At 65.9% G+C, this 23,156-nt stretch carries 22 protein-coding genes and 1 pseudogene; 9 read left to right on the top strand and 14 right to left on the bottom strand.

The window, feature by feature from the left end; translation table 11 throughout:
- Window positions 1–21: 21 nt before the first annotated feature.
- Window positions 22–762 carry a YciK family oxidoreductase gene (locus G6N75_RS13915; protein WP_165349181.1) on the top strand — a complete coding sequence of 247 codons (741 nt, stop codon included), beginning with the start codon at window positions 22–24 and terminating at the stop codon, window positions 760–762.
- Between the two features lie 8 nt (window positions 763–770).
- On the opposite strand, the gene rluB is transcribed toward G6N75_RS13915, so the two are convergent.
- From rluB to G6N75_RS13885, 6 genes are read right to left on the bottom strand one after another with little or no spacing between them, the layout of a single operon-like run.
- Entirely contained in the window at window positions 771–1,631 is an 861-nt protein-coding gene (rluB, locus tag G6N75_RS13910; RefSeq protein WP_165348958.1) for a 23S rRNA pseudouridine(2605) synthase RluB, read from the bottom strand.
- Window positions 1,582–2,232, bottom strand: coding sequence for an SMC-Scp complex subunit ScpB (gene scpB / locus G6N75_RS13905; protein ID WP_165348957.1), 651 nt, complete (start codon window positions 2,230–2,232; stop codon window positions 1,582–1,584). Before scpB ends, rluB begins: the two co-directional genes overlap by 50 nt.
- Window positions 2,233–2,241: 9 nt before the next feature.
- Window positions 2,242–3,108, bottom strand: coding sequence for a ScpA family protein (locus G6N75_RS13900; protein ID WP_206203134.1), 867 nt, complete (start codon window positions 3,106–3,108; stop codon window positions 2,242–2,244).
- Window positions 3,105–4,322, bottom strand: a complete 1,218-nt coding sequence (locus G6N75_RS13895; RefSeq protein ID WP_165348956.1) for a tryptophan--tRNA ligase — start codon at window positions 4,320–4,322, stop codon at window positions 3,105–3,107. The genes G6N75_RS13900 and G6N75_RS13895 overlap by 4 nt, the downstream gene beginning before the upstream one ends.
- Before the next feature lie 21 nt (window positions 4,323–4,343).
- The gene (locus G6N75_RS13890; RefSeq protein ID WP_165348955.1) at window positions 4,344–4,991 is read right to left on the bottom strand and encodes a site-2 protease family protein; all 648 of its coding nucleotides are present in this window, start codon (window positions 4,989–4,991) and stop codon (window positions 4,344–4,346) included.
- A 33-nt stretch (window positions 4,992–5,024) separates the two neighbouring features.
- Window positions 5,025–5,642 (bottom strand): L-threonylcarbamoyladenylate synthase, encoded by a 618-nt coding sequence (locus G6N75_RS13885; RefSeq protein ID WP_206203162.1) that lies wholly within the window; start codon window positions 5,640–5,642, stop codon window positions 5,025–5,027.
- A gap of 56 nt (window positions 5,643–5,698) precedes the next feature.
- Here G6N75_RS13885 and G6N75_RS13880 point away from each other — a divergent pair, with 56 nt between their 5' ends.
- The 3 genes from G6N75_RS13880 to G6N75_RS15380 all read left to right on the top strand — a co-directional run bounded on the left by G6N75_RS13880 (window position 5,699) and on the right by G6N75_RS15380 (window position 8,740).
- Window positions 5,699–5,971 (top strand): BolA family protein, encoded by a 273-nt coding sequence (locus G6N75_RS13880; RefSeq protein WP_165348953.1) that lies wholly within the window; start codon window positions 5,699–5,701, stop codon window positions 5,969–5,971.
- Between the two features lie 595 nt (window positions 5,972–6,566).
- Window positions 6,567–7,559 (top strand): DUF6502 family protein, encoded by a 993-nt coding sequence (locus tag G6N75_RS13875; RefSeq protein ID WP_346765537.1) that lies wholly within the window; start codon window positions 6,567–6,569, stop codon window positions 7,557–7,559.
- Window positions 7,560–7,561: 2 nt separating this feature from the next.
- Complete coding sequence (locus G6N75_RS15380; RefSeq protein WP_240901138.1) at window positions 7,562–8,740, top strand: hypothetical protein; 1,179 nt, start codon at window positions 7,562–7,564, stop codon at window positions 8,738–8,740.
- A 102-nt stretch (window positions 8,741–8,842) separates the two neighbouring features.
- Here G6N75_RS15380 and G6N75_RS13860 read toward each other — a convergent pair whose 3' ends face one another.
- Genes G6N75_RS13860 through smc form a run of 4 tightly spaced genes read right to left on the bottom strand, consistent with a single transcriptional unit; the run spans window position 8,843 to window position 15,994 of the window.
- Window positions 8,843–9,691, bottom strand: coding sequence for a DUF6502 family protein (locus tag G6N75_RS13860; RefSeq protein ID WP_276611305.1), 849 nt, complete (start codon window positions 9,689–9,691; stop codon window positions 8,843–8,845).
- A gap of 45 nt (window positions 9,692–9,736) precedes the next feature.
- Window positions 9,737–11,770: an NAD-dependent DNA ligase LigA gene (ligA, locus tag G6N75_RS13855; protein ID WP_165348948.1), complete on the bottom strand. Its 2,034-nt coding sequence runs from the start codon at window positions 11,768–11,770 to the stop codon at window positions 9,737–9,739.
- The gene (locus tag G6N75_RS15585; protein ID WP_165348947.1) at window positions 11,767–12,471 is read right to left on the bottom strand and encodes a cell division protein ZipA C-terminal FtsZ-binding domain-containing protein; all 705 of its coding nucleotides are present in this window, start codon (window positions 12,469–12,471) and stop codon (window positions 11,767–11,769) included. Before G6N75_RS15585 ends, ligA begins: the two co-directional genes overlap by 4 nt.
- Before the next feature lie 19 nt (window positions 12,472–12,490).
- Complete coding sequence (gene smc, locus G6N75_RS13845; protein WP_165348946.1) at window positions 12,491–15,994, bottom strand: chromosome segregation protein SMC; 3,504 nt, start codon at window positions 15,992–15,994, stop codon at window positions 12,491–12,493.
- A gap of 166 nt (window positions 15,995–16,160) precedes the next feature.
- Between smc and queF the strand changes: the two genes are divergently transcribed.
- The 5 genes and pseudogenes from queF (at window position 16,161) to phaR (ending at window position 19,158) form a co-directional block, all read left to right on the top strand.
- Window positions 16,161–16,541, top strand: coding sequence for a preQ(1) synthase (gene queF / locus G6N75_RS13840; RefSeq protein WP_165349179.1), 381 nt, complete (start codon window positions 16,161–16,163; stop codon window positions 16,539–16,541).
- A 131-nt stretch (window positions 16,542–16,672) separates the two neighbouring features.
- Window positions 16,673–17,155 (top strand): annotated as a pseudogene (locus G6N75_RS15370) (histone H1-like repetitive region-containing protein); the annotation flags it as partial.
- A 57-nt stretch (window positions 17,156–17,212) separates the two neighbouring features.
- Window positions 17,213–17,632 carry an RNA polymerase-binding protein DksA gene (gene dksA / locus G6N75_RS15365; protein WP_240901164.1) on the top strand — a complete coding sequence of 140 codons (420 nt, stop codon included), beginning with the start codon at window positions 17,213–17,215 and terminating at the stop codon, window positions 17,630–17,632.
- A complete protein-coding gene (gene gluQRS / locus G6N75_RS13830; protein WP_346765536.1) occupies window positions 17,589–18,578 on the top strand; it encodes a tRNA glutamyl-Q(34) synthetase GluQRS in 990 nt (329 codons plus the stop codon). The genes dksA and gluQRS overlap by 44 nt, the downstream gene beginning before the upstream one ends.
- 79 nt (window positions 18,579–18,657) lie before the next feature.
- Window positions 18,658–19,158 (top strand): polyhydroxyalkanoate synthesis repressor PhaR, encoded by a 501-nt coding sequence (phaR, locus tag G6N75_RS13825; RefSeq protein WP_165348944.1) that lies wholly within the window; start codon window positions 18,658–18,660, stop codon window positions 19,156–19,158.
- 158 nt (window positions 19,159–19,316) lie between these two features.
- Here phaR and pnp read toward each other — a convergent pair whose 3' ends face one another.
- From pnp to rbfA, 4 genes are all read right to left on the bottom strand, one after another.
- Window positions 19,317–21,398, bottom strand: coding sequence for a polyribonucleotide nucleotidyltransferase (pnp, locus tag G6N75_RS13820; RefSeq protein WP_165349177.1), 2,082 nt, complete (start codon window positions 21,396–21,398; stop codon window positions 19,317–19,319).
- Between the two features lie 55 nt (window positions 21,399–21,453).
- Window positions 21,454–21,723 carry a 30S ribosomal protein S15 gene (gene rpsO, locus G6N75_RS13815; RefSeq protein ID WP_165348943.1) on the bottom strand — a complete coding sequence of 90 codons (270 nt, stop codon included), beginning with the start codon at window positions 21,721–21,723 and terminating at the stop codon, window positions 21,454–21,456.
- Window positions 21,724–21,835: 112 nt separating this feature from the next.
- Window positions 21,836–22,780 (bottom strand): tRNA pseudouridine(55) synthase TruB, encoded by a 945-nt coding sequence (gene truB, locus G6N75_RS13810; protein WP_165348942.1) that lies wholly within the window; start codon window positions 22,778–22,780, stop codon window positions 21,836–21,838.
- Window positions 22,773–23,150 carry a 30S ribosome-binding factor RbfA gene (gene rbfA, locus G6N75_RS13805; protein WP_165348941.1) on the bottom strand — a complete coding sequence of 126 codons (378 nt, stop codon included), beginning with the start codon at window positions 23,148–23,150 and terminating at the stop codon, window positions 22,773–22,775. The genes truB and rbfA overlap by 8 nt, the downstream gene beginning before the upstream one ends.
- Window positions 23,151–23,156: the final 6 nt, after the last annotated feature.

Genomic DNA, 23,156 nt, shown 5'->3' with positions numbered 1-23,156 from the left:
TCGCTGATGCATGTGGACACCATGAAGCACTACGACCCCCCCGCGGACCTGCTCCGGGATCGTGTCATTCTCGTCACCGGCGCCGGCACGGGCATCGGCCGCGCGCTGGCCCGCCGGGCGGCGTCGCTCGGCGCCACCGTGATCCTGCACGGCCGGGCGGTGCCGCGGCTCGAGGCGCTGTACGACGAGATCTGCGCCGCCGGCGATCCGGAGCCCGCGATCTTTCCGCTCGATCTCGTCCGCGCCACGGGGGAGGACTACGACCGTCTCAGCGGCGCCATCGAGGAGCAATGGGGACGCCTCGACGGACTGGTCAACAACGCCGGCATCCTCGGCTCAAGAACTCCCATCCAGCATCACGACGTGGCCGAATGGCAGCGCGTGCTCCACGTCAACCTGACTGCGCCGTTCATCCTGTGCCGCTGCCTGCTGCCGCTGCTGCTCGCGTCCGATGACGCCTCGGTGATTTTCACTTCCAGCGGCGTGGGCCGTACTGGCAAGGCGTTCTGGGGCGCCTATGCCGTCTCCAAGTTCGGGGTCGAGGGCCTGAACCAGGTGCTGGCCGAGGAAATGGCCAGCAAGCCGGCGATTCGGGTCAACGCCGTCAACCCGGGACCGACGCGCACCGCCATGCGCGCCGCGGCCTATCCTGCCGAGGACCCGGCGCGGCTGAAGACCCCGGAAGAGATCATCGGGGTCTATCTCTACCTCCTGGGCGCCGACAGCCACGGCGTCACCGGGCGCAGCTTCGACGCCCAGTAAGCCTCGCCCTATTGCTTGGGGGCCGAGGTGTAGCGCTTGCGCCGCGGCTTCATGGCGCGTTTTTCGGGCACCGGCAGGGCCGGTGCCTCCAGCCCCACGCAGGCATACAGCGCGCGCACTTCCGCCGGCTCGAGGTCGCGAAATCGCCCGCGCCGCAGCTGGCGGTCGAGCGCGACGGGGCCGTAGGCCACCCGGGTCAGCCGGCTCACGGTCAGGCCCACGGCCTCCCACAGCCGCCGCACCTCGCGGTTGCGCCCCTCGCGCAGCGTGACCCGGTACCAGCGGTTGCGGCCCTCGCCACCGGCGGCGGCGACGGACTCAAAGGCGGCCCGTCCGTCCTCCAGCTCGATCCCGTCGCGCAAGCGCGCCAGGATTTCTTCGTCCGGCTCGCCCAGCACGCGGACCGCGTACTCGCGCAGCACCTCGCTGGAGGGGTGCATGAGCGCATTGGCGAGGGCGCCGTCCGTGGTGAACAGCAGCAGGCCGGTCGTGCTCACGTCGAGCCGGCCGACCGCGATCCAGCGCTGGCCCCGCAGCCGCGGCAGCGCATCGAAGACCGTCCGCCGGCCGTCCGGGTCGCGCCGGGTACAGACCTCGTCGGCCGGCTTGTGATAAGCGAGATAGCGATGCCGCGACGGTTCCGTGAGCCTTAACGGCCGGCCGTCGATGGCGATCCGCTCGCGGCCGGTCAGGCGCTCCCCGACTTCCGCTGGGCGCCCCTCCACCATCACCCGGCCTTCGGCGATCCAGCGCTCGATCTCGCGCCGTGAACCGAGGCCCGCGTCGGCGAGCAGCTTGTGGATCCGGACCGGTTCCGGCTCAGGCGCGGTCGGCGTCTTCCGCCGGCTCAGCGTGGGCCTCTTCTTCATCCTCGGCGACCTCCTCCTGCGGGAGCTCGGACGCCGGTTCCGCGAGACCGAGGTCGAGCTCCACGTTGATGCTGTCGAGATCGCGGATTTCCGCCAGCGGCGGCAGGTCCTCGAGTCGCTTGAGCCCGAAATAGTCCAGGAATTCGCGGGTGGTGGCGTACATGCCCGGCCGGCCGGGCACGTCGCGATGTCCCACGATCCGGACCCAGCCGCGTTCCATCAGGGTGCGCATGATGTTCGAGCTGACCGAGACGCCGCGGATGTCCTCGATCTCGCCGCGCGTGATCGGCTGGCGGTAGGCGATCAGGGCCAGCGTCTCGAGCAGGGCGCGAGAATAGCGCGCCGGGCGGTCCTGCCACAGGCGCGAAAGCCAGTTCGACAGCTCCTCGCGCACCTGGATCCGCCAGCCGCTGGCGACCTCCTTGAGCTGGATGCCGCGCTCCGCGTAATCCTCCTGCAGGGCGTCCAGGGCCGCGCGCAGGTCGGCGCGCTCGGGACGCTCACTGTCGCCGAACAGGCCCAGGAGCTGTTCGATGCTCATGGGACGGCCGGCGGCCAGCAGGGCGGCCTCGACGATATTCTTCAGCTGCTGTTGCTCCATGCTGGTTCCTCAGGCGCCGGTCGCTGGCTGCCGGGCCGCGCCCGCGGCCGGCTCAGCCGTGCCGCGGGCCTTGATGTGGATGGGCGCGAAGGGCTCGGCCTGGACGAGGTCCAGCAGGCTCTCGCGCATCAGCTCCAGGATCGACAGGAAGGTGACCACCACGCCCATGCGCCCCTCCTCGGGCGTGAACAGGCTGGTGAACGCCACGAACTGCCCGCCCTGTACGCGCGACAGCACGTCGGACATGCGCTGGCGGACCGAGAGCGGCTCCCGCTGCACCTGGTGGTGCGCAAACATGTCCGCCCGGACGAGCACTTCCTGGAAACTCAACAGCAGCTCACGCAGGCTGACGTCCGGCTGGATCTCGACCACCTTGCGCTCGCACATCTCGGCGCCGGCCTGAAACACGTCCCGCTCGAGCCGTGGCAGGGCGTCGACGTCCTGGGCCGCCTGCCGGTAACGCTCGTACTCCTGCAGCCGGCGCACCAGCTCAGCCCGCGGGTCTTCGCCCTCTTCTTCCTGCGCCGCCGGTCGCGGCAGCAGCATGCGCGACTTGATCTCGGCCAGCATCGCCGCCATGACGAGATACTCGGCGGCCAGCTCCAGCTGCAGATCCTGCATCAGCTCGATGTACTGCATGTACTGGTGCGTGATCCTGGCGATCGGGATATTGAGGATGTCGATGTTCTGGCGCTTGATCAGGTAGAGCAGGAGATCCAGCGGGCCCTCGAAGGCGTCGAGGATCACCTCCAGCGCATGCGGAGGGATGTAGAGATCCATCGGCAGCTGCGTCAGCGGCTCGCCCTCGACGATAGCAAACGGCATTTCCGCCTGGCCGGCGCCCATGGCCTCGGGCTCGATTGGATCTTCGTTCATCGGTACTCCAGACCCATCGCTTCGCGGACCTCTTCCATGGTCTCCCGGGCCGCGTCCCGGGCCCGTTCGCGGCCTTCCGCGAGGATGATGTCCACGGTATCGGGGTTTGCGTTGTACTCGCCGATTTTCTCACGGATGGGACTGAGCTCGGCCTGCACGGCGTCGATGACCGGCTGCTTGCACTCGACACAGCCGATCCCGGCGCTGCGGCAGCCCTGCTGGACCCAGGCCTGCGTCGACTCGTCCGAATACATGCGATGAAACTGCCACACGGGGCATTTGTCGGGATCCCCGGGATCGGTGCGGCGGACCCGCGCCGGATCCGTCTGCATGGTCCGCAGCTTTTTCTCGACGGCGTCCGGATCCTCGGCCAGGCCAATGGTGTTGCCGTAGGACTTCGACATCTTCTGGCCATCGAGCCCGGGCACCCGCGGCGTCGGTGTCAGCAAGGCCTCCGGCTCCACCAGGATGGTCCGCCCCACCCCCTCCAGGTAGCCCAGCAGCCGCTCACGGTCAGCCAGGGTCAGGCGCGGATGGTTCTCGACCAGGCCACGGCCGGACTCGAGCGCCGCTTCGTCGCCGCGTTCCTGGTAGCTCTTGCGGAACTCGAGGTAGAGCTTCCCCTGCTTGCCGCCGAGGTGCCGGACGGCACGCTCGGCCCGCTGCTCGAAATCGGCTTCCCGGCCATAGAGGTGGTTAAAGCGGCGGGCGATCTCCCGCGTGATCTCCACGTGGGCCACCTGGTCCTCGCCCACCGGCACGTGCCCGGCGCCGTAGATCAGGATGTCGGCGCTCTGGAGCAAGGGATAGCCCAGGAAGCCGTAAGTGCCGAGGTCGCGCTCCTTGAGCTTCTCCTGCTGGTCCTTGTAGGTCGGCACCCGCTCCAGCCAGCCCAGCGGCGTAATCATCGACAGCAGCAGGTGCAGCTCGGCGTGTTCCGGCACATCGGACTGGACGAACACGGTGGCCGCTGCCGGGTTGATGCCGACGGCGAGCCACTCGACCAGCATCTGGCGCACGCTGGGGCCGATGCCGGACGGGTCTTCGTAATGCGTCGTCAGGGCATGCCAGTCGGCCACGAAAAAGAAGCACTCGTACTCGTACTGCAGGCGCAACCAGTTCTTGAGCGCGCCATGCAGGTGCCCCAGGTGCAGCGGGCCGGTAGGCCTCATGCCAGACAAGACGCGCCGGTTCGGCCCGGTAATATTGCTCACTGTGTGCTCCGTGCCGGCCTGTCAGCCCAAGCCTGCGATAGACATGAAAAAGTTGGTAACCGATGCAATCACGGGACGCAAGTAGCCCCAGGCGAAGAAGATGAAGGCGAGCACGATGATCAGCCCGTAAGGCTCGATCGCATCGAGCCGGCTCGAGGCGCGCGGCGGCAGCAGTCCGCTCAGCACCCGCCCGCCGTCGAGCGGCGGGATCGGCAGCATGTTGAACACCGCCAGGATCACGTTGATGAACACGCCGATCTGGCCCATGGTGAGGAAGAACTGCGCGCTCATCCCTTCGAGCCCGCTGATCGCGACCAGCTTGGTGAAGAAGGCCCAGAACAGCGCCATCACCAGGTTGGCGCCGGGCCCCGCGGCGGCAACGAACATCATGTCGCGCCGCGGATTGCGCAGGTTGCGCATGGCCACCGGCACCGGCTTGGCCCAGCCGAACAGGAACCCGGTCGTCGCCAGCGCCAGCGCCGGGACGACGACCGTGCCGATCGGGTCGATGTGCTTGAGAGGATTGATCGTCAGGCGGCCGAGCATCTCCGCAGTACGGTCGCCGAAGCGCCGCGCCACCCACCCGTGCGCCACCTCGTGCAGGGTGATGGCGAAGAGCACCGGGATGGCCGCGACCGCGAGGATCTGGAGCAGGGAAAGCTGTTGCATCGGCCTATTATAGAGAAGCGATCACGCCCTGAGTCAGGCCGTTTCCAGGTGGCTCACATCGCCGAGGCCAACCCGGGCGACGACCGGGACCGGCCCGGTGAGGTCGACCACCGAAGTCGAGTCCAGGGCGCAGGGCCCGCCGTCGACGACCGCGGCGAGCTCGTGGTCGAGCAGTTCCCGGATTTCCCACGGCTCGTTCATCGGCTCGTCCTGCTCGGGCAGCTGCAGGGTCGTGCTGAGCAAAGGCTCGGGCAGCTCGCGCAGCAGGGCCAGCGCAATGGGGTTGGCCGGCACGCGGATCCCGATGGTCTTGCGCTTCGGGTGCTGGAGCCGGTTGGGCACCTGGCGGGTCGCCGGCAGGATGAAGGTGTACGGCCCCGGCGTCAGCGCGCGCAACAGGCGATAGGCCTGGTTATCCACCCGGGCGTAACTGGCCAGCTCCGACAGGCCCTCGCATACGAGGGTGAAATGGTGGTGCTTGTCCAGGTGCTTCAGGCGCCGAATGCGCTCCTGTGCACTCTTGTTGCCCATGGCCCAGCCGAAGGCGTAGGAAGAGTCCGTCGGGTACGCCACAATACCCCCGGACTCGATCATGTCCGCGACCTCGCGAACGAGACGCGCCTGGGGGTTTTGCGGGTGGATCTCTATCAAATCGGCCATGGCGCACATTCTAGCCGGGAAGGCCGCCGCCAATGAGGTATTTCTCGATGACTCAGGACCGCGTGGAGAAGATTCGCCAACGCCTCGAAACACAGCTGCAGCCGGAGCTCCTGGAGATCGAGGATGAAAGTCGGCTACACGCTGGTCATGCGGGCGCCCGCGACGGTCGGGGCCATTTCCGCGTGATGATCGTTTCGCCCGCGTTCCAGGGCCTTTCCCGGATCGCCCGGCACCGCCTCGTGTTCGACGCCATGGGGGAACTGATGGAAACCGACATCCATGCCCTCGCGGTCCAGGCGTTCAGCCCGGACGAGCTCTGAGTCCTCCGCGCAATTTCCTGTGCTGCAGCGCACCATCTCGTCATGAACCCGCCGGGCTGGTCGGCGCCAAGACGAGAGTGCGTGCCAAAAGTGTGACTAAATCCAAACTCTTGCACTCGAAACCGTGAGCTCGTTCACAGTTTTACATAACCTGCTGCGGGTATAGCGCAACGCCCTGCCCGGAGCGACGTGTACCACGCCAAGCGCGTGAGCCACCTATGGGCGCCCTGGGTGCCCGGGTTCCAAGGCTCGAAGATCCGATGCCCTGATCCCTCGATCTTGGGTCTGGTCGTCGCCGCTTACGGAAATCCTTGGGATTCGGCGCAGATTCCGGCATCGCGAGCAGGTGCTGCCGGGTGAGCCTCGATTTCGAGCTTAACCCCGTTCCTCACCCTTCAAGGCCCTCTGAGCCGGTATTTGACATAATCGCGTTCCAATCACGCCCTGAGCGTACTTCACCACCTTCGCAAGTACTTACTCTTATCTCCTGAATACTCGCGTTTTTTCTCTTGACAAGTCCGCTTTATCGAAACCGCCCTGCCAGTAATCCAGCCGGGATCACAGCTGCAATATGTTGAATATTTGACCAGAAAAGATGGCTGGTTATAGTCAAATCCGGCTGCCAAAGGCGCCCCGGTTTTCTTGCCGTTCCCCGCAAGCGCTCAGGACGTTCGTCATTCGTATGCAGAGCCCTAACGCCCAATCGAGGTTCGATCGCTTCGCCGCTTCCGCGAGCAATAACTTTCGTGCGGTCTACCTCGCTGGCTTCCGGAACCTGATGCTCCCCATCGTGCGAATGGCGCTGCGACATGGGCTGGCATATGAAGACCTTCATGATGCACTCCGGCGCGCCATCGCCGAATGCGCCAAGGATCTGCACCCCGCTGCGACGAATTCCGCCTCGCAATTGGCCATTCTTAGCGGACTTCCCAGAGATCAGGCCGAACGGATCAAGGCGACTCTGGCCGTCGGAGCCGCGGAAGAGCTGAGCAAACTGACGTTAATTGGCCGCCTGATCGCTGGCTGGCAACGAGACTTTGCCGGTCCCTATGGTGTCCCCAAGGAATTGCCGCTGACGCCGGGTGAGCAGACCTTCCCCGACCTCGTACGAAGATTTGCAGTAAAGACGCCTCCCGACGAAGCGCTGGAGGAATTAAAGCGAGTCGGCGTCGTAGACATCACTTCCTCTGGGCGCGCCAAGCTTACTAATCGACCCTACATCACGGGGCGCCTCAGGCCTGAGAGCATCGAACGTATGAGTTGGGTGCTTCATGACCTAGCTGAAACGTTGGATTTCAACCTGAATCCGAATCGAATCGGACCGCCCCATTTCGAACGCCGAATGTATACCCATGAGCCCCTATCGGGGCCTCTCCTTGACGGTTTTAGGGAACTAGCCAAGGAGGAAGGACAGTCGTTCCTTGCCCGTCTTGATAGCTGGCTCAATGAACAGCTCAAAGAGATCCGCAAACGACGACGTCAATCAGGCGAGACCTATAAGCCTTTCAATGAATCTCCAGATGCCAAGCACGTTGGCATTGGCGTGTATTGGTTCGAAAAAGACACCAACTATCCCGAGGAAAATTAGCAATGATTGAGATATCGAAACGAATCTGGCTGGGCAAGGCAGTTAGTCTTGCCGCAGCGGTCTTTGCGGTTGGCGCTATCGGTTTTGCAATGCCACACCACGCCCAAGCGTCAAACTCGAGCCACGGCGGCAAGCCGCAGGTTTCCTCGAAAGTCACTCAGGGCACTACACTCCGTGGCCTCCTGTTCGCTGGGCCCGTCGAGCGGATAAGCGCGAACGGCCGCCGAATCAGCATCCTCGGCACGTGGATTGAGATCTCGTCTCGGCAAGTAGGTTTGCTTCCATCTGATTACGTCGCGGTCTTTGGCTCTCTGTCCAGCGATGGAGGACTACGCGTATCACGCGTCGCCAAGCTTGCCCGCGTCTACGCTCCGGGCAGTTCGATCGTGATCGCTAGCGGTATTCTGAATTCTAGTGGGGCAGCAAAGTCCGGCACCAAACTTGGCAAACTGAAGCTGGACGCAGGTCATCACCACCGATTTGCAGATTGGTCCCGACTTAGCCGAGGCAAACTCGCCGTCGTTGTCGGTACCCAGCCCACGTCGGGATCCGCGCTGGTTATCGATGGGGTTGCGACTTTCTCGGGCGACATGACCTTCCTGGTAAGAGGGATTGATGGCTCCGGTCAGCGCGGCATCGATGGTTCGGGCGTCGCCACCTTTGGCATCGACGGTTCGGGCCAGCGCGGCATCGATGGTTCCGGCGTCGCCACCTTTGGCATCGACGGTTCGGGCCAGCGCGGCATCGATGGTTCCGGCGTCGCCACCTTTGGCATCGACGGTTCGGGCCAGCGCGGCATCGATGGCTCCGGCGTCGCGACCTTTGGCATCGATGGCTCCGGTCAGCGCGGCATCGATGGTTCCGGCGTCGCGACCTTTGGCATCGATGGCTCCGGTCAGCGCGGCATCGATGGTTCCGGCGTCGCCACCTTTGGCATCGACGGTTCGGGCCAGCGCGGCATCGATGGTTCCGGCGTCGCGACCTTTGGCATCGACGGTTCGGGCCAGCGCGGCATCGATGGTTCCGGCGTCGCGACCTTTGGCATCGACGGTTCGGGCCAGCGCGGCATCGATGGCTCCGGTCAGCGCGGGATCGATGGCTCAGGTGCCTGGGTCACCATCAGGGGTATTGATGGTTCAGGCGTTGCCATTTTTGGGATTGACGGATCTGGACAACGCTAGATAAAGCGTCTTTGGTACATCCACGATAGAAATCGAGGTTAAAGAAACCTCAGGCAATAAAACGGGGCGCTTCGGCGCCCCGTTTTTTTCTTTCTACGCAAATTATCTCAACTCGCTTGAATCATCAGGCTCAACCGCGTCGTCGAAGAAGTATACGCCAACACCAATCACTGAATTCGAGTCCCCAATTTCAAGATCTTCGGGCGCGCTCTCGCGCTCGGTAAGCCATGCATGGAAATCTCGTAGGAGTAGATCAGACTTCTCTCGAGCAAGTTTCTTGAACTTTGCTCTTTGCCCATCCGCTAACCGGTCGGAATAGACTCGGCGCTCAAAGAAACGCCTCTCTGGATCTTCGCTTCCAAGGTTGTAGTTAATAGTTGTTGCCAAGTGGCGGAGAGCCCCTCCTCCTAAGAGGATCGCTTCTGGATCATGAGGTTCCGGGACGTATGACTCTGAAAGTACCCGAAAGCGTTCGCCTTCCTGTGCGATTGAACCGGCGCGCAATAGCTCGTTTAGCATCGCTTTCGGGGGTATGTCTCCGCCAACGCGACTTACAAGAGCCATGAACGAAGCATTGGCGCCATCGAGAGGTATGGGTTTCGGTCGCCCATCGCGGTCCTGAAAATCAGGATCGGTATGCCAGATAGTTAAGATCTGCTCTGGTCTACGGGCGCGCATTGCATTCGTTATTGACGTCAACTCGCCAGAGGAACGGGCATCCCGGATACGCTTGATCTCTTTTCGCGAGAGCCCCGTCATAACGGCGACTCTCGACATGTTCGTCTTTCTACCCCGAATACCATAATCATCACTCGCCACCTCGACGAATGTGGCTTTCGCGACCTCAGAAAATTCCCGATATCCGACCCCGTGCCTAATCAGCATGCGCGCTACCGGCTTTAGCAACTGGTGGCACGCAGTCAAAACTGCCTGTTTTATGGCGTATGGCATTCTTGCGAGTGTCCGGTAAGGTCGATGAGCCCGACGCAAGCCGCATTAAGCGTCGGGTAATAACTCCAACAATTCGGATTCATTCAGGACGGTGACGCCCAGTTGCTCCGCCTTGTCCAATTTGGAGCCAGGGTCCTTTCCAGCGACTACGTAATCCGTCTTGCCGGACACGCTGCCGGTAACCTTGCCACCGGCGGCCTGGATCCTGTCCCTGGCTTCGTCTCTGGTCATCGTTTCGAGCGCCCCAGTCAAGACGAAACTCTTGCCCGCAAGCGGGAGCACGTCGGGCTCGTAATCGATCGCGGGCCAGTTTACACCACGCGCTCGAAGTGCCGCTATCACATCAAGGTTATGCGGCTGCCGAAAAAACTCATGCACATGCTGCGCAATAACGGGGCCGACATCCGGCACGGCTTCCAGGTCGTCCGTTTCAGCCTCGGCCAGCCGGTCGATGCTGCCGAAATGCCGCGCCAGGCTCGCTGCGGTGACTTCGCCTACCTCTGGGATGCCCAGTGCGAACAGGAACCGCGCGAAGGTCGTGTCCTTGCTGCGGCTGATGGAGGCAACGAGATTCGCTGCCGATTTCTCGCCCATCCGCTCGAGGCCGGCGAGTTCATCTGTCGTCAGGGCATAGATGTCGGCCGGGGTCTGAACCTCCCTGCCGTCCACGCCCTCCTCGACCAGCTGCTCGATGATGCGGGCGCCGAGGCCCTCGATGTCCATGGCCCGGCGGGAAGCGAAGTGTCTCAGCTTTTCCTTGCGTTGAGCGGCACAGAAAAGCCCGCCGGAGCAACGCGCCGCGGCCTGGCCCTCCGGACGAACCACGTCGGACCCGCACACCGGGCACTTCGCGGGCAACTCCACGGGCTCAGGATGCCCCTCGCGCCGTTCGTGCAGCACCCGGACGACTTCGGGAATCACGTCACCGGCGCGCCGGACGATAACGGTATCGCCGATCCGGACATCCTTGCGCTCGATCTCGTCCATGTTGTGCAGCGTCGCATTGCTGACGGTGACGCCGCCGACGAACACCGGCTCGAGCCGCGCAACCGGTGTCAGCGCGCCCGTCCGCCCGACCTGGAAGTCGACGCCCCGCACCACGGTGGTGACTTCCTGGGCCGGGAACTTGAAGGCTACGGCCCAGCGCGGCGCCCGCGAAACGAACCCGAGCGCCTGCTGCTGGGTGCGTTTGTCGACCTTGAATACGACACCATCGATTTCGTAGGGCAGCTCGTCACGTTCCCCCAGCATCTGGTCGTAGTACGCCTGGCATCCCGCCGCCCCCTGGACGACACGGTTCAGCGGAGAGACCCGCACGCCCCAGCCCTTCAGCATCTCCAGCACTTCGCTGTGGCGCTCCGGCAGCTCGGCGCCCTCGCAGTAGCCGACACCGTAGGCAAAGAACTCCAACGGGCGCTGGGCTGCGACCCTCGGGTCCAGCTGCCGCAGCGTGCCGGCCGCCGCGTTGCGCGGATTGACGAAGGTCTTGCTCCCGCTTGCCGCCAGCCGTTCGTTCAGGCAAGCGAAACCCGCCTTCGGCATGTAGATCTCGCCGCGGACCTCGAGCCTGGGCGGATGGCCCTTCCCGCGCAGGCGCAAGGGAATGGACTCGACTGTGCGGACGTTATGGGTGACGTCCTCGCCGGTCTGCCCGTCTCCGCGGGTCGCGCCGCGAACCAGGTGGCCGTCCTCGTAGAGCAGGCTGATGGCCATGCCGTCCAGCTTGGTTTCGGCCGCGTAGCTGATCTGGTCATCCGTCTCCAGCCGTTCCCGCACCCGCCGGTCGAAGGCCTGCAGCTCGTCCGCGGTGAAGGCGTTCTCCAGCGACAGCATCGGCACCAGGTGCCGGACCTCGCCGAAACCCTCGACGGGGGCCCCGCCCACCCTTTGCGTCGGGGAGTCCGGCGTGCGGAGCTCGGGGTGCTCGGCTTCCAGCGCCTCGAGCTCACGAAACATCCGGTCGTACTCGACGTCCGGGATTTCCGGGTCGTCCAGGACGTAGTAGCGATAATTGTGATAGTCCAGGCGCTCCCGCAGCTCCGCGGCGCGGGCGGCGGCCTGTCCGCCCGGCTCGCTCACGTGACCGGGTCTGGGGGAGTATCGCCGGCCAGCTTGCTGCGTCGATGGAACTCGACGACCTTCTCGCGCAGCCAGCCGGCCTGCTGCATGGTCAGGGCGTTGCCCTTGTCGTCCAGGACTTCGCCGTCCAGCCGGTCGGCCAGTCGGCGGGCACAGCCGAACATTGCATCCAGCGCCGAGAGCGGCTCGCGCGTTCCTGGCAGCACCATGAACATGGATACGCCGGGACAGCGGAGCTCGTGCATCTTTTCGATTTCAAAGCTGCCCGGTTCCACCAGGCTGGCCACCAGGAAGCGGCTGCGGCGCCGTTCGTCCAGGGCGTGAAAGGCGCCGAACTTGCCGTACTCCAGGCCCTCGGCGGAGAAGGCCTTGACCAGGTCCGAGCCGTCGAAACCCTCGGGCTGCCGCGCCCGCAACCGGAGCGCCACGATCAGCTGGTCCCCGCCTTCGGCCGCCCCGGGAGAGCCGTCAGGGTCCGCTTCCGCCGCAGCGCGACGCTGCCGCGCGGGCTTGTCGAACTCCGCTTCAGGCTGCTCCGCCGGACCTTCCAGCGGGTCCCACGGTGCCTCCTGGTCGCCGAGCCGCGGTTCGCGCCGCCCCGGCGCGTCGTCCTCGTCGTCGCGTTGGCGCCGGCTCCAGAGGTAGACGCCCACGATGACGACAACGCCGACCGCAGTGAGTATCCAGCGAAGCTCAGGCACCTGCCTCCTCCATCCCGCCTCAGGCGGTCGCCATCCGCACGGCTTCCTCGATATCGACGGCCACCAGGCGCGACACGCCCGGCTCGTGCATGGTCACGCCCGTCAACTGGCTCACCATCTCCATGGTGGTCTTGTTGTGCGTGATGATAATGAACTGCACCTTTTCGGACATCGATCGGACTATATCGCAGAAGCGGCCCACGTTCGCGTCATCGAGCGGCGCGTCCACCTCGTCCAGCATGCAGAAGGGCGCAGGATTGAGCTGGAAGATCGCGAACACCAGCGCGACAGCGGTGAGCGCCTTCTCCCCGCCCGACATCAGGTGAATCGTGCTGATCCGCTTCCCAGGCGGCCGCGCCATCACGGTGACCCCCGCTTCCAGCAGGTCGTCCGACTCGAGTTGCAGGTAGGCATGCCCGCCGCCGAACAGGCGCGGGAAAATCTCCTGGATTCCGGCATTGACCTCGTCGAAGGTGTCCTTGAAACGGGCCCGGGTCTCCCGGTCGATCCTGCGGATCGCGTTCTCCAGCGTGGTGAGGGCGTCGTTCAGGTCCGCCAGCTGGGCGTCCAGGTAACTCTTGCGCTCGGTCTGCTCCTGGAGCTCGTCGATCGATGCCAGGTTGATCGGGCCGAGCCGTTCGATTTTTGTCGCCAGCTGCGCCAGGCGCTCTTCCCAGTCCGGGATGGCTGCATCCTCGGGCAGTTCGGCCCGCAGCGTCTCGAGCTCGAAGCCGGTGGCCGTGAACTGCTCGACGGCGGTCTGCAGCCGCACGCGGTTCTCGTTCGCCGCCAGTCGTGCGGCCTCGACGCTTTCCCGCGCCTCGGCCACGGTCGTATCCCGCACGCTGCGGTTGTCCTGCTGCTCGCGTAGCGTCGCCTCCACCTCCTGGACCTTGCGACGGGCCGCGGCGAGTCGCTCTTCGCTCTGGACCCGGTCCGCCAGCATGCTCGCTAGCCTGGCCTCCTGCTCGGCGAGCGGCTCGACCCCAGCGTCGAGCTGCCGCTCGAGCTCCTGCTTGCGGGCGCTGAAGCGTGCCACCTGCTCCTGGAAGCGCTGCATGCTGACGCTGGCCGAATCGAGGCTGGAGCGCCGTGACTCGACCCGGATGGCGATCTCCTGTGCCGCAGCCCGGTCCGCGCGGGACTGGTCGCGTGCCGACTCCAGGGTCGCCCTGAGCTGGGCGCGTTCCTCCTCCAGCGCGAGCCGGCGGGCCTCGAAATCGCTCATGGAGTCGATACCCTGCTGCAGCCGCGCCCGGCTCTGGCGGACACTCTCCTCCATTTCCGCCTGCTGGGTTTCGATCTCCCCCAGCTCCTGGGCCAGCGCCTGGAGACGGTTGCCGGCCTGCTCCATGCGCGACCGGGCCGTGTCGAGCCCCGCCTGCAGGCCGGCGGCGCTGCGGTGGGCCTCCGCCGCCCGCTGGCGGACTTCTTCGCGGGAGGACTCGAGCATGGCCAGGCGGGCCTGGACTTCCTCATGCCGGGCCACAAGTTCTTCGACTTCGTAGGCCGTGCCGCCGAGCGAGGCGCGCAACTCGCGAATCTCCTGCTCCCGCGCCAGCACGCCTGCATGCGGATCCTCGGCCCGGTTGACCCGGAGCCAGTTCGCCCCGAGCCAGATCCCGTCCCGGGTGATCACGGACTCACCGGGCCGCAGGTCGCTGCGCAGGGCGAGCGCGGCGCCAAGGTCCTCGACGGCCCGCACGCCCCGTAACAGGCTCCGGGCGCCGGCGCCGCCCTGGACCTTGTGGGCGAGCAGGTCCTCGCCGACCGCCTCGCCGGCGCCCGCATTGAACTCCACGAAGCTCGCCGCGCCCTGGGTCAGCTGGTCCAGTGCCCCGGTGATCTCGTCCAGGCCTTCCACGCATACCGCTTCGAGGTAATCGCCCAGCACGGTCTCGACGGCACGCTCCCAGCCCGGCTCGACCGCCAGCTTCTCGGCCAGGCGCGGGCGCCCGGCCAGGCCCTGTCCGTCCAGCCACTCGATCAGCTTGCCGCCGTCGCGCCCCAGGGCCGCCTGTTGCAGCGCTTCCAGGGAAGCCAGTGTGCCGCGCAGCGTCTGCAGCGCATTGCGCCCCTCGTCGAGCTGCGTGACCAGGGTGGCGTCCTCCTCGCGCAGCGCGAGGATTTCGTCCCGGACGGCCTCGTCCTGCTGCTGGGCCGCCTGTTCGCGCTCCCGCGCCTGCTGGAGCTCCCGGTCCATGGCCTCGAGATCGACCTCGCCGGTCTCCCCCTGCAGCCGCCCGTGCTCTTCCTGCAAGCGGCGCCGGCGATCCGCGAACCGTGCGAGCTGGCCGTCGAGCTGCTCGATTCGAGCCCGTTCCACCTCCACGACCTCGCGGGCGTTGGCCGCCTCGCGATTGAACTCGTCCCAGCCGGCCTGCCAGTCCTGCATGGCCTGCTCGGCACTGCGCAACGCCTCGGCGGAGGCAGCTTCCCTGCTCCGCGCAGACTCCAGTTCCGGGCCGAGCTCTCCCAGGACACGGTTCAGCTCTGCGAGCGTGTCCTGGTCCCGGTTGATGTGCTGGTGAATCTCGAGCAACCCCTGCTCGGCCTGCTCCAGTTCCTGCCCCTGCCGGTGGCGCAAGTCCCGGGCATGCTGGATGGACTGCTCGGCCCGCGCGATCTCGGCGCCGACGCGGTAGTAGTCGCCCTGGACCACGTTGAGCGCCTCGCTGTCCTCGCGATGGCGTTCCCGCGCCGCCTCGAGCTCGGCTTCCACCCGGCGCAACGCCGCTACCGCTTCCTGCAGCCGGTTCTCGCCCTCTGCCAGCAGCGCCCGGTGCCGGGACGCTTCCGCCTCCAGCCCACCCAGCCGCAGCGCCAGCAGCTCGGCTTCCAGGCGCCGCTCACCCGCCTTCATCTCGCGGTAGCGCTCGGCGGTCCGCGCCTGGCGCTGGAGGTGGCGGATCTGTTTCTCGACCTCCTCGCGCAGGTCGTTCAGCCGCTCCAGGTTCTCCCGGGTGTGGCGGATCCGCGTCTCCGTCTCGCGCCGCCGCTCCTTGTACTTGGAAATCCCCGCCGCTTCCTCGAGGTAGGTCCGCAACTCCTCGGGCTTCGCCTCGATCAGCCGCGAGATCATGCCCTGTTCGATGATGGCGTAACTGCGCGGGCCGAGACCGGTGCCGAGAAACAGGTTGGTGATGTCCTTGCGGCGGCAGCGGGCGCCGTTGAGAAAATAGGTCGAGGTGCCGTCGCGCGACAGCACGCGCCGGGCCGAGATCTCGCCGAAACCGGCGTACTGGCCGCCCGCCGCGCCGTCGGAGTTGTCGAAGAGGAGCTCGATGGATGCCGTGCCGACCGGCTTGCGCCCGGTCGAGCCATTGAAGATCACGTCGGTCATCGCGTCGCCGCGCAGGTGCTTCGCCGAGCTCTCGCCCATCACCCAGCGCACGGCGTCGATCACGTTGGACTTGCCGCAGCCATTGGGCCCGACGACCCCCACGAGGTTACTCGGGAAATGGATCGTGGTGGGGTCGACGAAAGACTTGAAGCCAGCCAGCTTGATCTTGCTGAGACGCATGCAGGGGAGATTCCAGGCGGTTCGCGCCGCGTGATTGACACAACCGGGCTAGTGTAAAGTAATTCGCATTCAATTCCAGTCGCTGCGGGCCTGGCGCCGGCCTCCGGGCGGCCCCCGCAAAAGGAGTTCCATCGTGTCTGAATTGCGCGCCCTGGGCGCTGACGCCATGCCCAACCGGGACCTCGAGACCTTCCCCAACCCTTCCCCGGAACGGGACTACACCATCCGGATCCGGATCCCGGAATTCACCTGTCTCTGTCCCAAGACGGGCCAGCCCGACTTCGCCGAGATTCTCGTCGAATACGTCCCGGACGAGCGCTGTGTCGAGCTCAAGTCACTGAAGCTCTACATGTGGAGCTTCCGCGATGAAGGCGCGTTCCACGAAGCCGTCACTAACCGGATGCTCCAGGACTTCTGCGACCGGCTGGCGCCGCGCTTCATGCGGGTCACGGCGATCTTCAACGTGCGCGGTGGACTTTACACCACCGTGGTCGCCGAGCACCGCCAGGACGGCTGGGCCCCGCCTGTCCGGGTGGAGCTGCCCTGATCCCCCCCGGGGCTGGACTCCGGACGCGAAACGGGCTAAAAAGCGCAGTTTGTATCGCTGACCCGGGCGCGCCAGATACCGCGCGTCGGGTCCAACCCACAGCACCAGATTTCGCCATCCGCCGGGAGGCCATGATGCCCGCGAGAAAGAGCAGCAAGAAGAAGACGGCGACCAAGAAGGCGCCTGCTGCGAAGAAGACAACTTCAGTGAAGAAGACCTCTGCCAGGAAGCCCGCCGCCCGCAAGGCTGCCGCCAGCAAGGCCCCCGCCAGGAAGGCCGCGAGCAAGAAGAAGACCGCGGCCAAAAAGGCTCCCAGCAAGAAGAAAACCGCGGCCAGCAAGCCGGCGGCGAAGAAGCCTGCTGCCAAGAAACCTGCGGCAAAGAAGGCCGCGGCCAAGAAGCCTGCAGCCAAGAAGCCTGCAGCCAAGAAGCCGGTGAGCAAGAAGAAGTCCGCGACCAAGAAGGTGGTGGCGAAGAAAGCCGCAGCCAAGAAGCCGGCGACCAAGAAGGTGGTGGCGAAGAAGGTTGCGGCCAAGAAGCCGGTGAGCAGGAGAAAGCCTGCCGCCAAGAAGGCGCCGGCACAGAAGAGAGCCCCCGGCCGCAGTCGCGCCAAGAAGCCGCTGGCCATCAACCCCGAGCGCCCGGAACCGAGCTTTGCATTCTCCGGTCCGCTGAAGTCGTTCAAGCCCTACCAGCCCGCCCCGGGCGAGGACTACATGAGCGACCGGATGCTGGAGCACTTCCGCCAGATCCTGGACGCCTGGAAGCAGGAACTGATGGAGGAAGTCGACCGCACGGTCCATCACATGAAGGATGAGGCGGCTAATTTCCCCGATCCGAATGATCGCGCGACCCAGGAATCCGAATTCGGCCTCGAACTCCGCACCCGCGACCGGGAACGCAAGCTGCTGAAGAAGATCGAGCAGGCCCTGCAGCGCATCGAGGACGGCACGTACGGTTTCTGCTCGGAGACCGGCGAAGAGATCGGCCTGCGCCGCCTGGAAGCCCGTCCCGTGGCGACGCTCACGGTCGAAGCCCAGGAGCGCCGTGAGCTCGCCGAAAAGCAGTATCGCGACCGCGACGAGCGCTGAGCTTCCCACCGGCCAGCCAAGCCCCGCGGAGCCGCCTGTCGGCGCCTACCGCGGGCGTTTCGCCCCCTCCCCGACCGGCCCCCTGCATTTCGGTTCCCTGCTGGCGGCCGCCGCCAGCTGGCTGGACGCCCGCGCGGCCGGCGGGGAATGGCTGCTGCGCATCGAGGACATCGATCCGCCGCGTGAACAGCCCGGCGCCACCGAGGCCATCCTGCGCGCCCTGGATATTCTCGGGCTGCACTGGGACGGCCCCGTGGCCTTCCAGGGCTGCCGGCAGGAGGCCTTCAACGCCGCCCTCACGCGTCTGCACGAGAGCGGCTGGGCCTATGCCTGCGAGTGCAGCCGGGCCGACATCGCCGCGGCCAACGCAGGCCGTGGGCGCCCGGAAGACCGGCGGTATCCGGGCACCTGCCGGGAACTCGGCCTCGGGACCGATCGCGCCCCGGTGCTGCGGGTCCGGACCGCGGCTGACGAGCTCGGGATCGACGACCGCCTGCAGGGCTGGTTCAGCCAGCAGCTCGAAACCGAAACCGGGGACTTCGTGGTGCGCCGCCGGGACGGCCTGATCGCCTACCAGCTCGCGGTGGTGGTGGACGATGCAGACGCCGGCATCACCGACATCGTGCGGGGCATCGACCTGCTCGACTCCACGCCCCGCCAGCTGTGGCTGCAGCAGCTGCTGGGCTTGCCCAGGCCACGCTACATGCACCTGCCGGTGATCGTCACGCCGACGGGCGAAAAGCTCAGCAAGCAGACAGGCGCCGCGGCCCTGGACCTGCGCCGCGCCGGTGAACTGGCGTGGCTGGCGCTCGACAGTCTCGGGCTCGCGCCGCCCGACGCGCTGCGCGGCGCGCCCCCGGCGGAGCAGTGGTCCTGGGCCGTGGGCCGCTGGGACCCGCAGCATCTGGCCGGGCGCCGCAGCATACCGGCGCCTGCAAAGCTTTAGCTGCACTGCAAAATGGATTATCTTTAGGAGTCAGCAGCCCGCCACCGGCCAGCCTACGGCCGCATATTACGGAGCCCTCATGAGCGAGCCCAGGATCATCAAGAAGTATCCCAACCGCCGTCTCTACGACACGGAAGAAAGCAGGTACATCACCCTGTCCGACATCAAGCGGCTGGTCGTCGAGAAGGTCGACTTCGTGGTGGTGGAGAAAAAGACCGGCAAGGACATCACCCGCAGCATCATGCTCCAGGTCATCAGCGAGCAGGAGCAGAGCGGCGAACCGATCATGAGCCGGGACTTTCTCTCCCAGATCATCCGCTCCTACGGCAGCGCCATGCAGGGCATGGTCGGCGGCTACCTGGACCAGAGCCTGCGGCTCTTCATGAGCCAGCAGCAGCAGTTGCGCGACCGGGTCAAGGAAGTGGTCGGACTGGATCCGGTGGGGATGGTCGCGGGTATCGCCCAGAAGAACTTCCAGCGCTGGAAGGCCCTCCAGGAGGAGATCTTCCGCAACTTCGCCTCGTCGCGGGACGACGACGACGACCGCCCGGGCTCATCGGGTCGGGGCGGGAAGCGCTGAATCCGCGTCGCGGGGAGTGTTGACAGCGCCTGGAGGGGTTGATATTGTGCATCGCGTCAATTGATGCGACGCATCATCTCTGACGACTCCTCCATTTGGTCGCTTCCAAGCGTCCGTTTTAAAGCCCCCGCCGGCAACGACGGGGGCTTTTTTTAGACTCAGTCGACGTTGCGCATGCTCAGGCGGATGCGGCCCTGCCGATCCACCTCGAGCACCTTCACGCGCACGGCGTCGCCTTCCTTCAGCTTGTCGCTGACGCGCTCGACCCGCTCGTCGGAGATCTGGGAGATGTGCACCAGCCCGTCCTTGCCGGGCAGGATGGTGACGAAAGCGCCGAAATCCATCAGGCGGGCGACCTTGCCCTCGTACACCTGGCCGACCTCGACGTCGGCGGTAATCAGGTCGATGCGGCGGCGTGCCTCGCGGCCCGACTCGCCGTCCACCGACGCGATTCGGACGGTGCCGTCGTTGTCGATATCGATCGTGGCGCCGGTCTCCTCGGTGATCTGGCGGATGACCGAGCCGCCCTTGCCGATGACCTCGCGAATCTTCTCGGGGTCGATCTTGAAGGCGATGATGGTGGGCGCCCAGTCGGACATCTTCTCGCGCGGCTTGTCGATGACCTTGTTCATTTCACCGAGGATGTGCAGGCGCGCGTCGCGGGCCTGGGCCAGCGCGTTGGACATGATCTCGCTGGTGATGCCGTCGATCTTGATATCCATCTGCAGGGCGGTAACACCGTCCGAGGTGCCCGCCACCTTGAAGTCCATGTCGCCGAGATGGTCCTCGTCGCCCAGGATATCGGTCAGCACGGCGTAGCTGTCGCCCTCCTTGACCAGGCCCATGGCCACGCCGGCCACCGGGGCCGCGACGGGGACGCCGGCGTCCATCAGCGCCAGGCTGGCGCCGCAGACGCTGGCCATGGAGCTGGAGCCGTTGGACTCGGTCACCTCGGATACGACGCGGAGCACGTAGGGGAAGTCCTCCATGTCGGGCAAAACGGCCTGCACCGCACGGCGGGCCAGCTTGCCGTGGCCGATCTCGCGGCGCTTCGGCCCCAGCATGAAGCTGGTCTCGCCGACACAGAACGGCGGGAAGTTGTAATGCAGCATGAACGGCTCGCGGAACTCGCCCGACAAGGCGTCGATGATCTGGGCATCCCGGCCGGTGCCGAGCGTGGTGACCACCAGCGCCTGGGTCTCGCCGCGCGTGAACAGCGCGGAACCGTGGGTACGCGGCAGCACGCCGGTGCGGACCTGGATCGGGCGCACGGTGCGCGTGTCGCGCCCGTCGATGCGCGGCTCACCGCGGATGACGCGGCCGCGCACGATGCGGCTTTCGAGGCTGTTGAGCGCGTCCTTGACCTCCTCGGGGGTCCAGGCCGGCTCGTCGCCGCCGCAGAGCTTTTCCTTCACCGCGGTCTTGATCTCGTCGACCCTGGCGTAGCGGTCCTGCTTGACGGTGATCAGGTAGGCGTCGTTCAGCGCCGCCTCGGCCTCGGCGGCCACGGCCGCGGCAAGGTCATCGTTGCTGGCCGGCGGCGTCCAGTCCCAGGCCGGCTTGCCTGCCTCGGCCTTCAGCTCGTTAATGGCATTGATCACCACCTGCATCTGCTCGTGCCCGAACACCACGGACCCGAGCATCACGTCCTCGGGCAGCACCTTGGCTTCGGACTCGACCATCAGCACCGCATGGGCGGTACCCGCGACCACGAGATCGAGCTTCGACTCGGCCAGCTGGGTGTTGGTCGGATTGAGCACGTACTCGCCATCGATATACCCCACCCGGGCCGCCCCGATCGGGCCGCCGAACGGCAGGCCGGACAGCGAGAGGGCCGCGGAGGCGCCGATCAAGGACGGGATGTCCGGATCGATGTCGGGATTGGCCGACATCACGGTCGAGATCACCTGGACTTCGTTCAGAAAGCCCTTCGGGAACAGAGGACGGACCGGCCGATCCATCAGGCGGGAAGTCAACGTCTCTTTTTCCGTCGGCCGCCCTTCGCGCTTGAAGAACCCGCCGGGGATACGCCCCGCGGCATAGGTCTTTTCCTGGTAGTTGCAGGTCAGGGGGAAGAACTTCTGGTTCTCCGCCGCCTGCTTGCGGCCCACCGCCGTGACGAGCACCACGGTGTCGCCCATGTTGACCATGACCGCAGCATCGGCCTGGCGCGCGATTTCTCCGGTTTCGATAGTGACCGTATGGGCACCGTACTGGAAGGTTTTCTTGATAGGAGTCAGATTCACTTTCTTCGCCTGTTTTCTGCCGGTCCCCACGACCGGGCTTGGAAGATACTCAGCGACGCAGGCCGAGACGGGAAATAAGGTCCTGGTAGCGGCCGATGTCCTTCCGCTTCAGGTAGTCCAGCAGCTGGCGCCGCTGGTTGACCAGCTTGAGCAGACCACGCCGCGAATGGTGGTCCTTCTTGTGAGTGCTGAAATGCTCAGTGAGCTCGCTGATCCGCGCGGACAGCAGGGCGACCTGCACTTCCGGAGAGCCAGTGTCGGCGTTGCCGCGACCGTACTCCTTGATGATTTCCTTCTTCTGCTCGACCGACAGAGGCATCTGCTATCTCCTGAAAACCTTCTCTGCTATTGACCGTATGAAAAGCAGGCCATTCTATCCCGTCAGCACGGTATGGAACAAGCCTGCGAGATGTAAAAACCCTTTATCTTCGTCACCTTAGCTGCTCGTCCGCCGTGCTCAGCAGCCGTCGCGCCCGGACCTTGCCGGCGGCATCGCGCTCCGCCACGCCGATGAAGCCCTCCGGGCCGTATGCCCGCACCGGCCCGGGCCGCTCACCGGCAACGCCTTCGAGCTCCTGGCCGCACCGCAGCCGGTGCACGTCACCGGCGGGCAGCGCCAGCGCGGGGAGGTCGGGCAAGGCCGCGTCCGGGGCGAGCACGACGGCCGCCAGCGCCGCGGGGCCGCGTGCGGCGAGTTCATCCAGTTCCTCGAAGGTCCGCATCCCGGCGGCGTCGAACGGGCCTGCGCGTACGCGACGCAAGGCCGTGACGTGCCCGCAGCTGCCGGCTGCCGCGGCGATATCCTCCACCAGCGTCCGCACGTAGGTGCCTTTCGAGCAGTCCACCCGGAACGAGAACCCGGGCGGCTGCCAGTCATGCAGCTCCAGCCGGTAGATTTCGACCTGGCGCGCGGGGCGCTCGACCTCTTCCCCGCGCCGGGCCTTGCGATAGAGCCGCTCGCCGCCCTGCTTGAGGGCGGAATACATTGGCGGCACCTGGTGGATCGGGCCGCGAAAAGCGGCCAAGGCCCGCTCGAAGGCATCCTGGCCCACGTGCTCCCAGGCGCACGATTCCACGGCCTCGCCTTCGGCGTCGCCGGTGGCCGTGCGCGCGCCCAGCTGGCCGCGCACTTCGTAGCCTTTTGCGGCCTCGAGCAGGTAGCCCGAGAAACGCGTAGCCTGGCCCAGGCAGATCGGCAGCAGGCCGCTGGCCAGCGGGTCGAGGCTGCCGGTGTGGCCTGCCTTGCGCGCGCCGAACAGGCGCTTGACTCTTTGCAAGGCGGTATTCGAGGACAAGCCGACCGGCTTGTCGAGCAGGACCACGCCGTCCGGCGCAGCCACCGGCCGCGCGTGTCCTGGCGCGCAGGTCTCATTCATCGTCGCCGTGCCTGTCCTTGTCGGTCGCCACGGCCTGGTCGATGAGCTGGGACAAGCGTGCGCCCCGCTCGAGACTCTCGTCATGGCGGAAATGCAGCGCCGGGACCTGGCGAATGTACATGGCGCGCCCGAGCTTGCCGCGGATCAGTCCCGCGGCCCGGGCCAGGGCCTCGCCAGCCGGCGCCGGATCCGCCTCCGGGTCGAGCAGGCTGAACCATACCGTGGCGTGCGAGAGGTCACGCGACACGTCGACCGCAGTGATGCTCACGCCCTGCACGCGCGGATCCTTGACGTCGCGCAGCAGCACCTCGCCCAGCAGGCGCTGCATCTGCTCGCCGACCCGGCGACTGCGCGAGAACTCCTTGGGCATTGGACC

The sequence above is a fragment of the Thioalkalivibrio sp. XN8 genome, assembly GCF_011058255.1.
In the GTDB taxonomy this organism is placed as follows: Bacteria; Pseudomonadota; Gammaproteobacteria; order Steroidobacterales; family XN24; genus XN24.
This window is presented reverse-complemented; position numbering and strand designations above follow the sequence as displayed.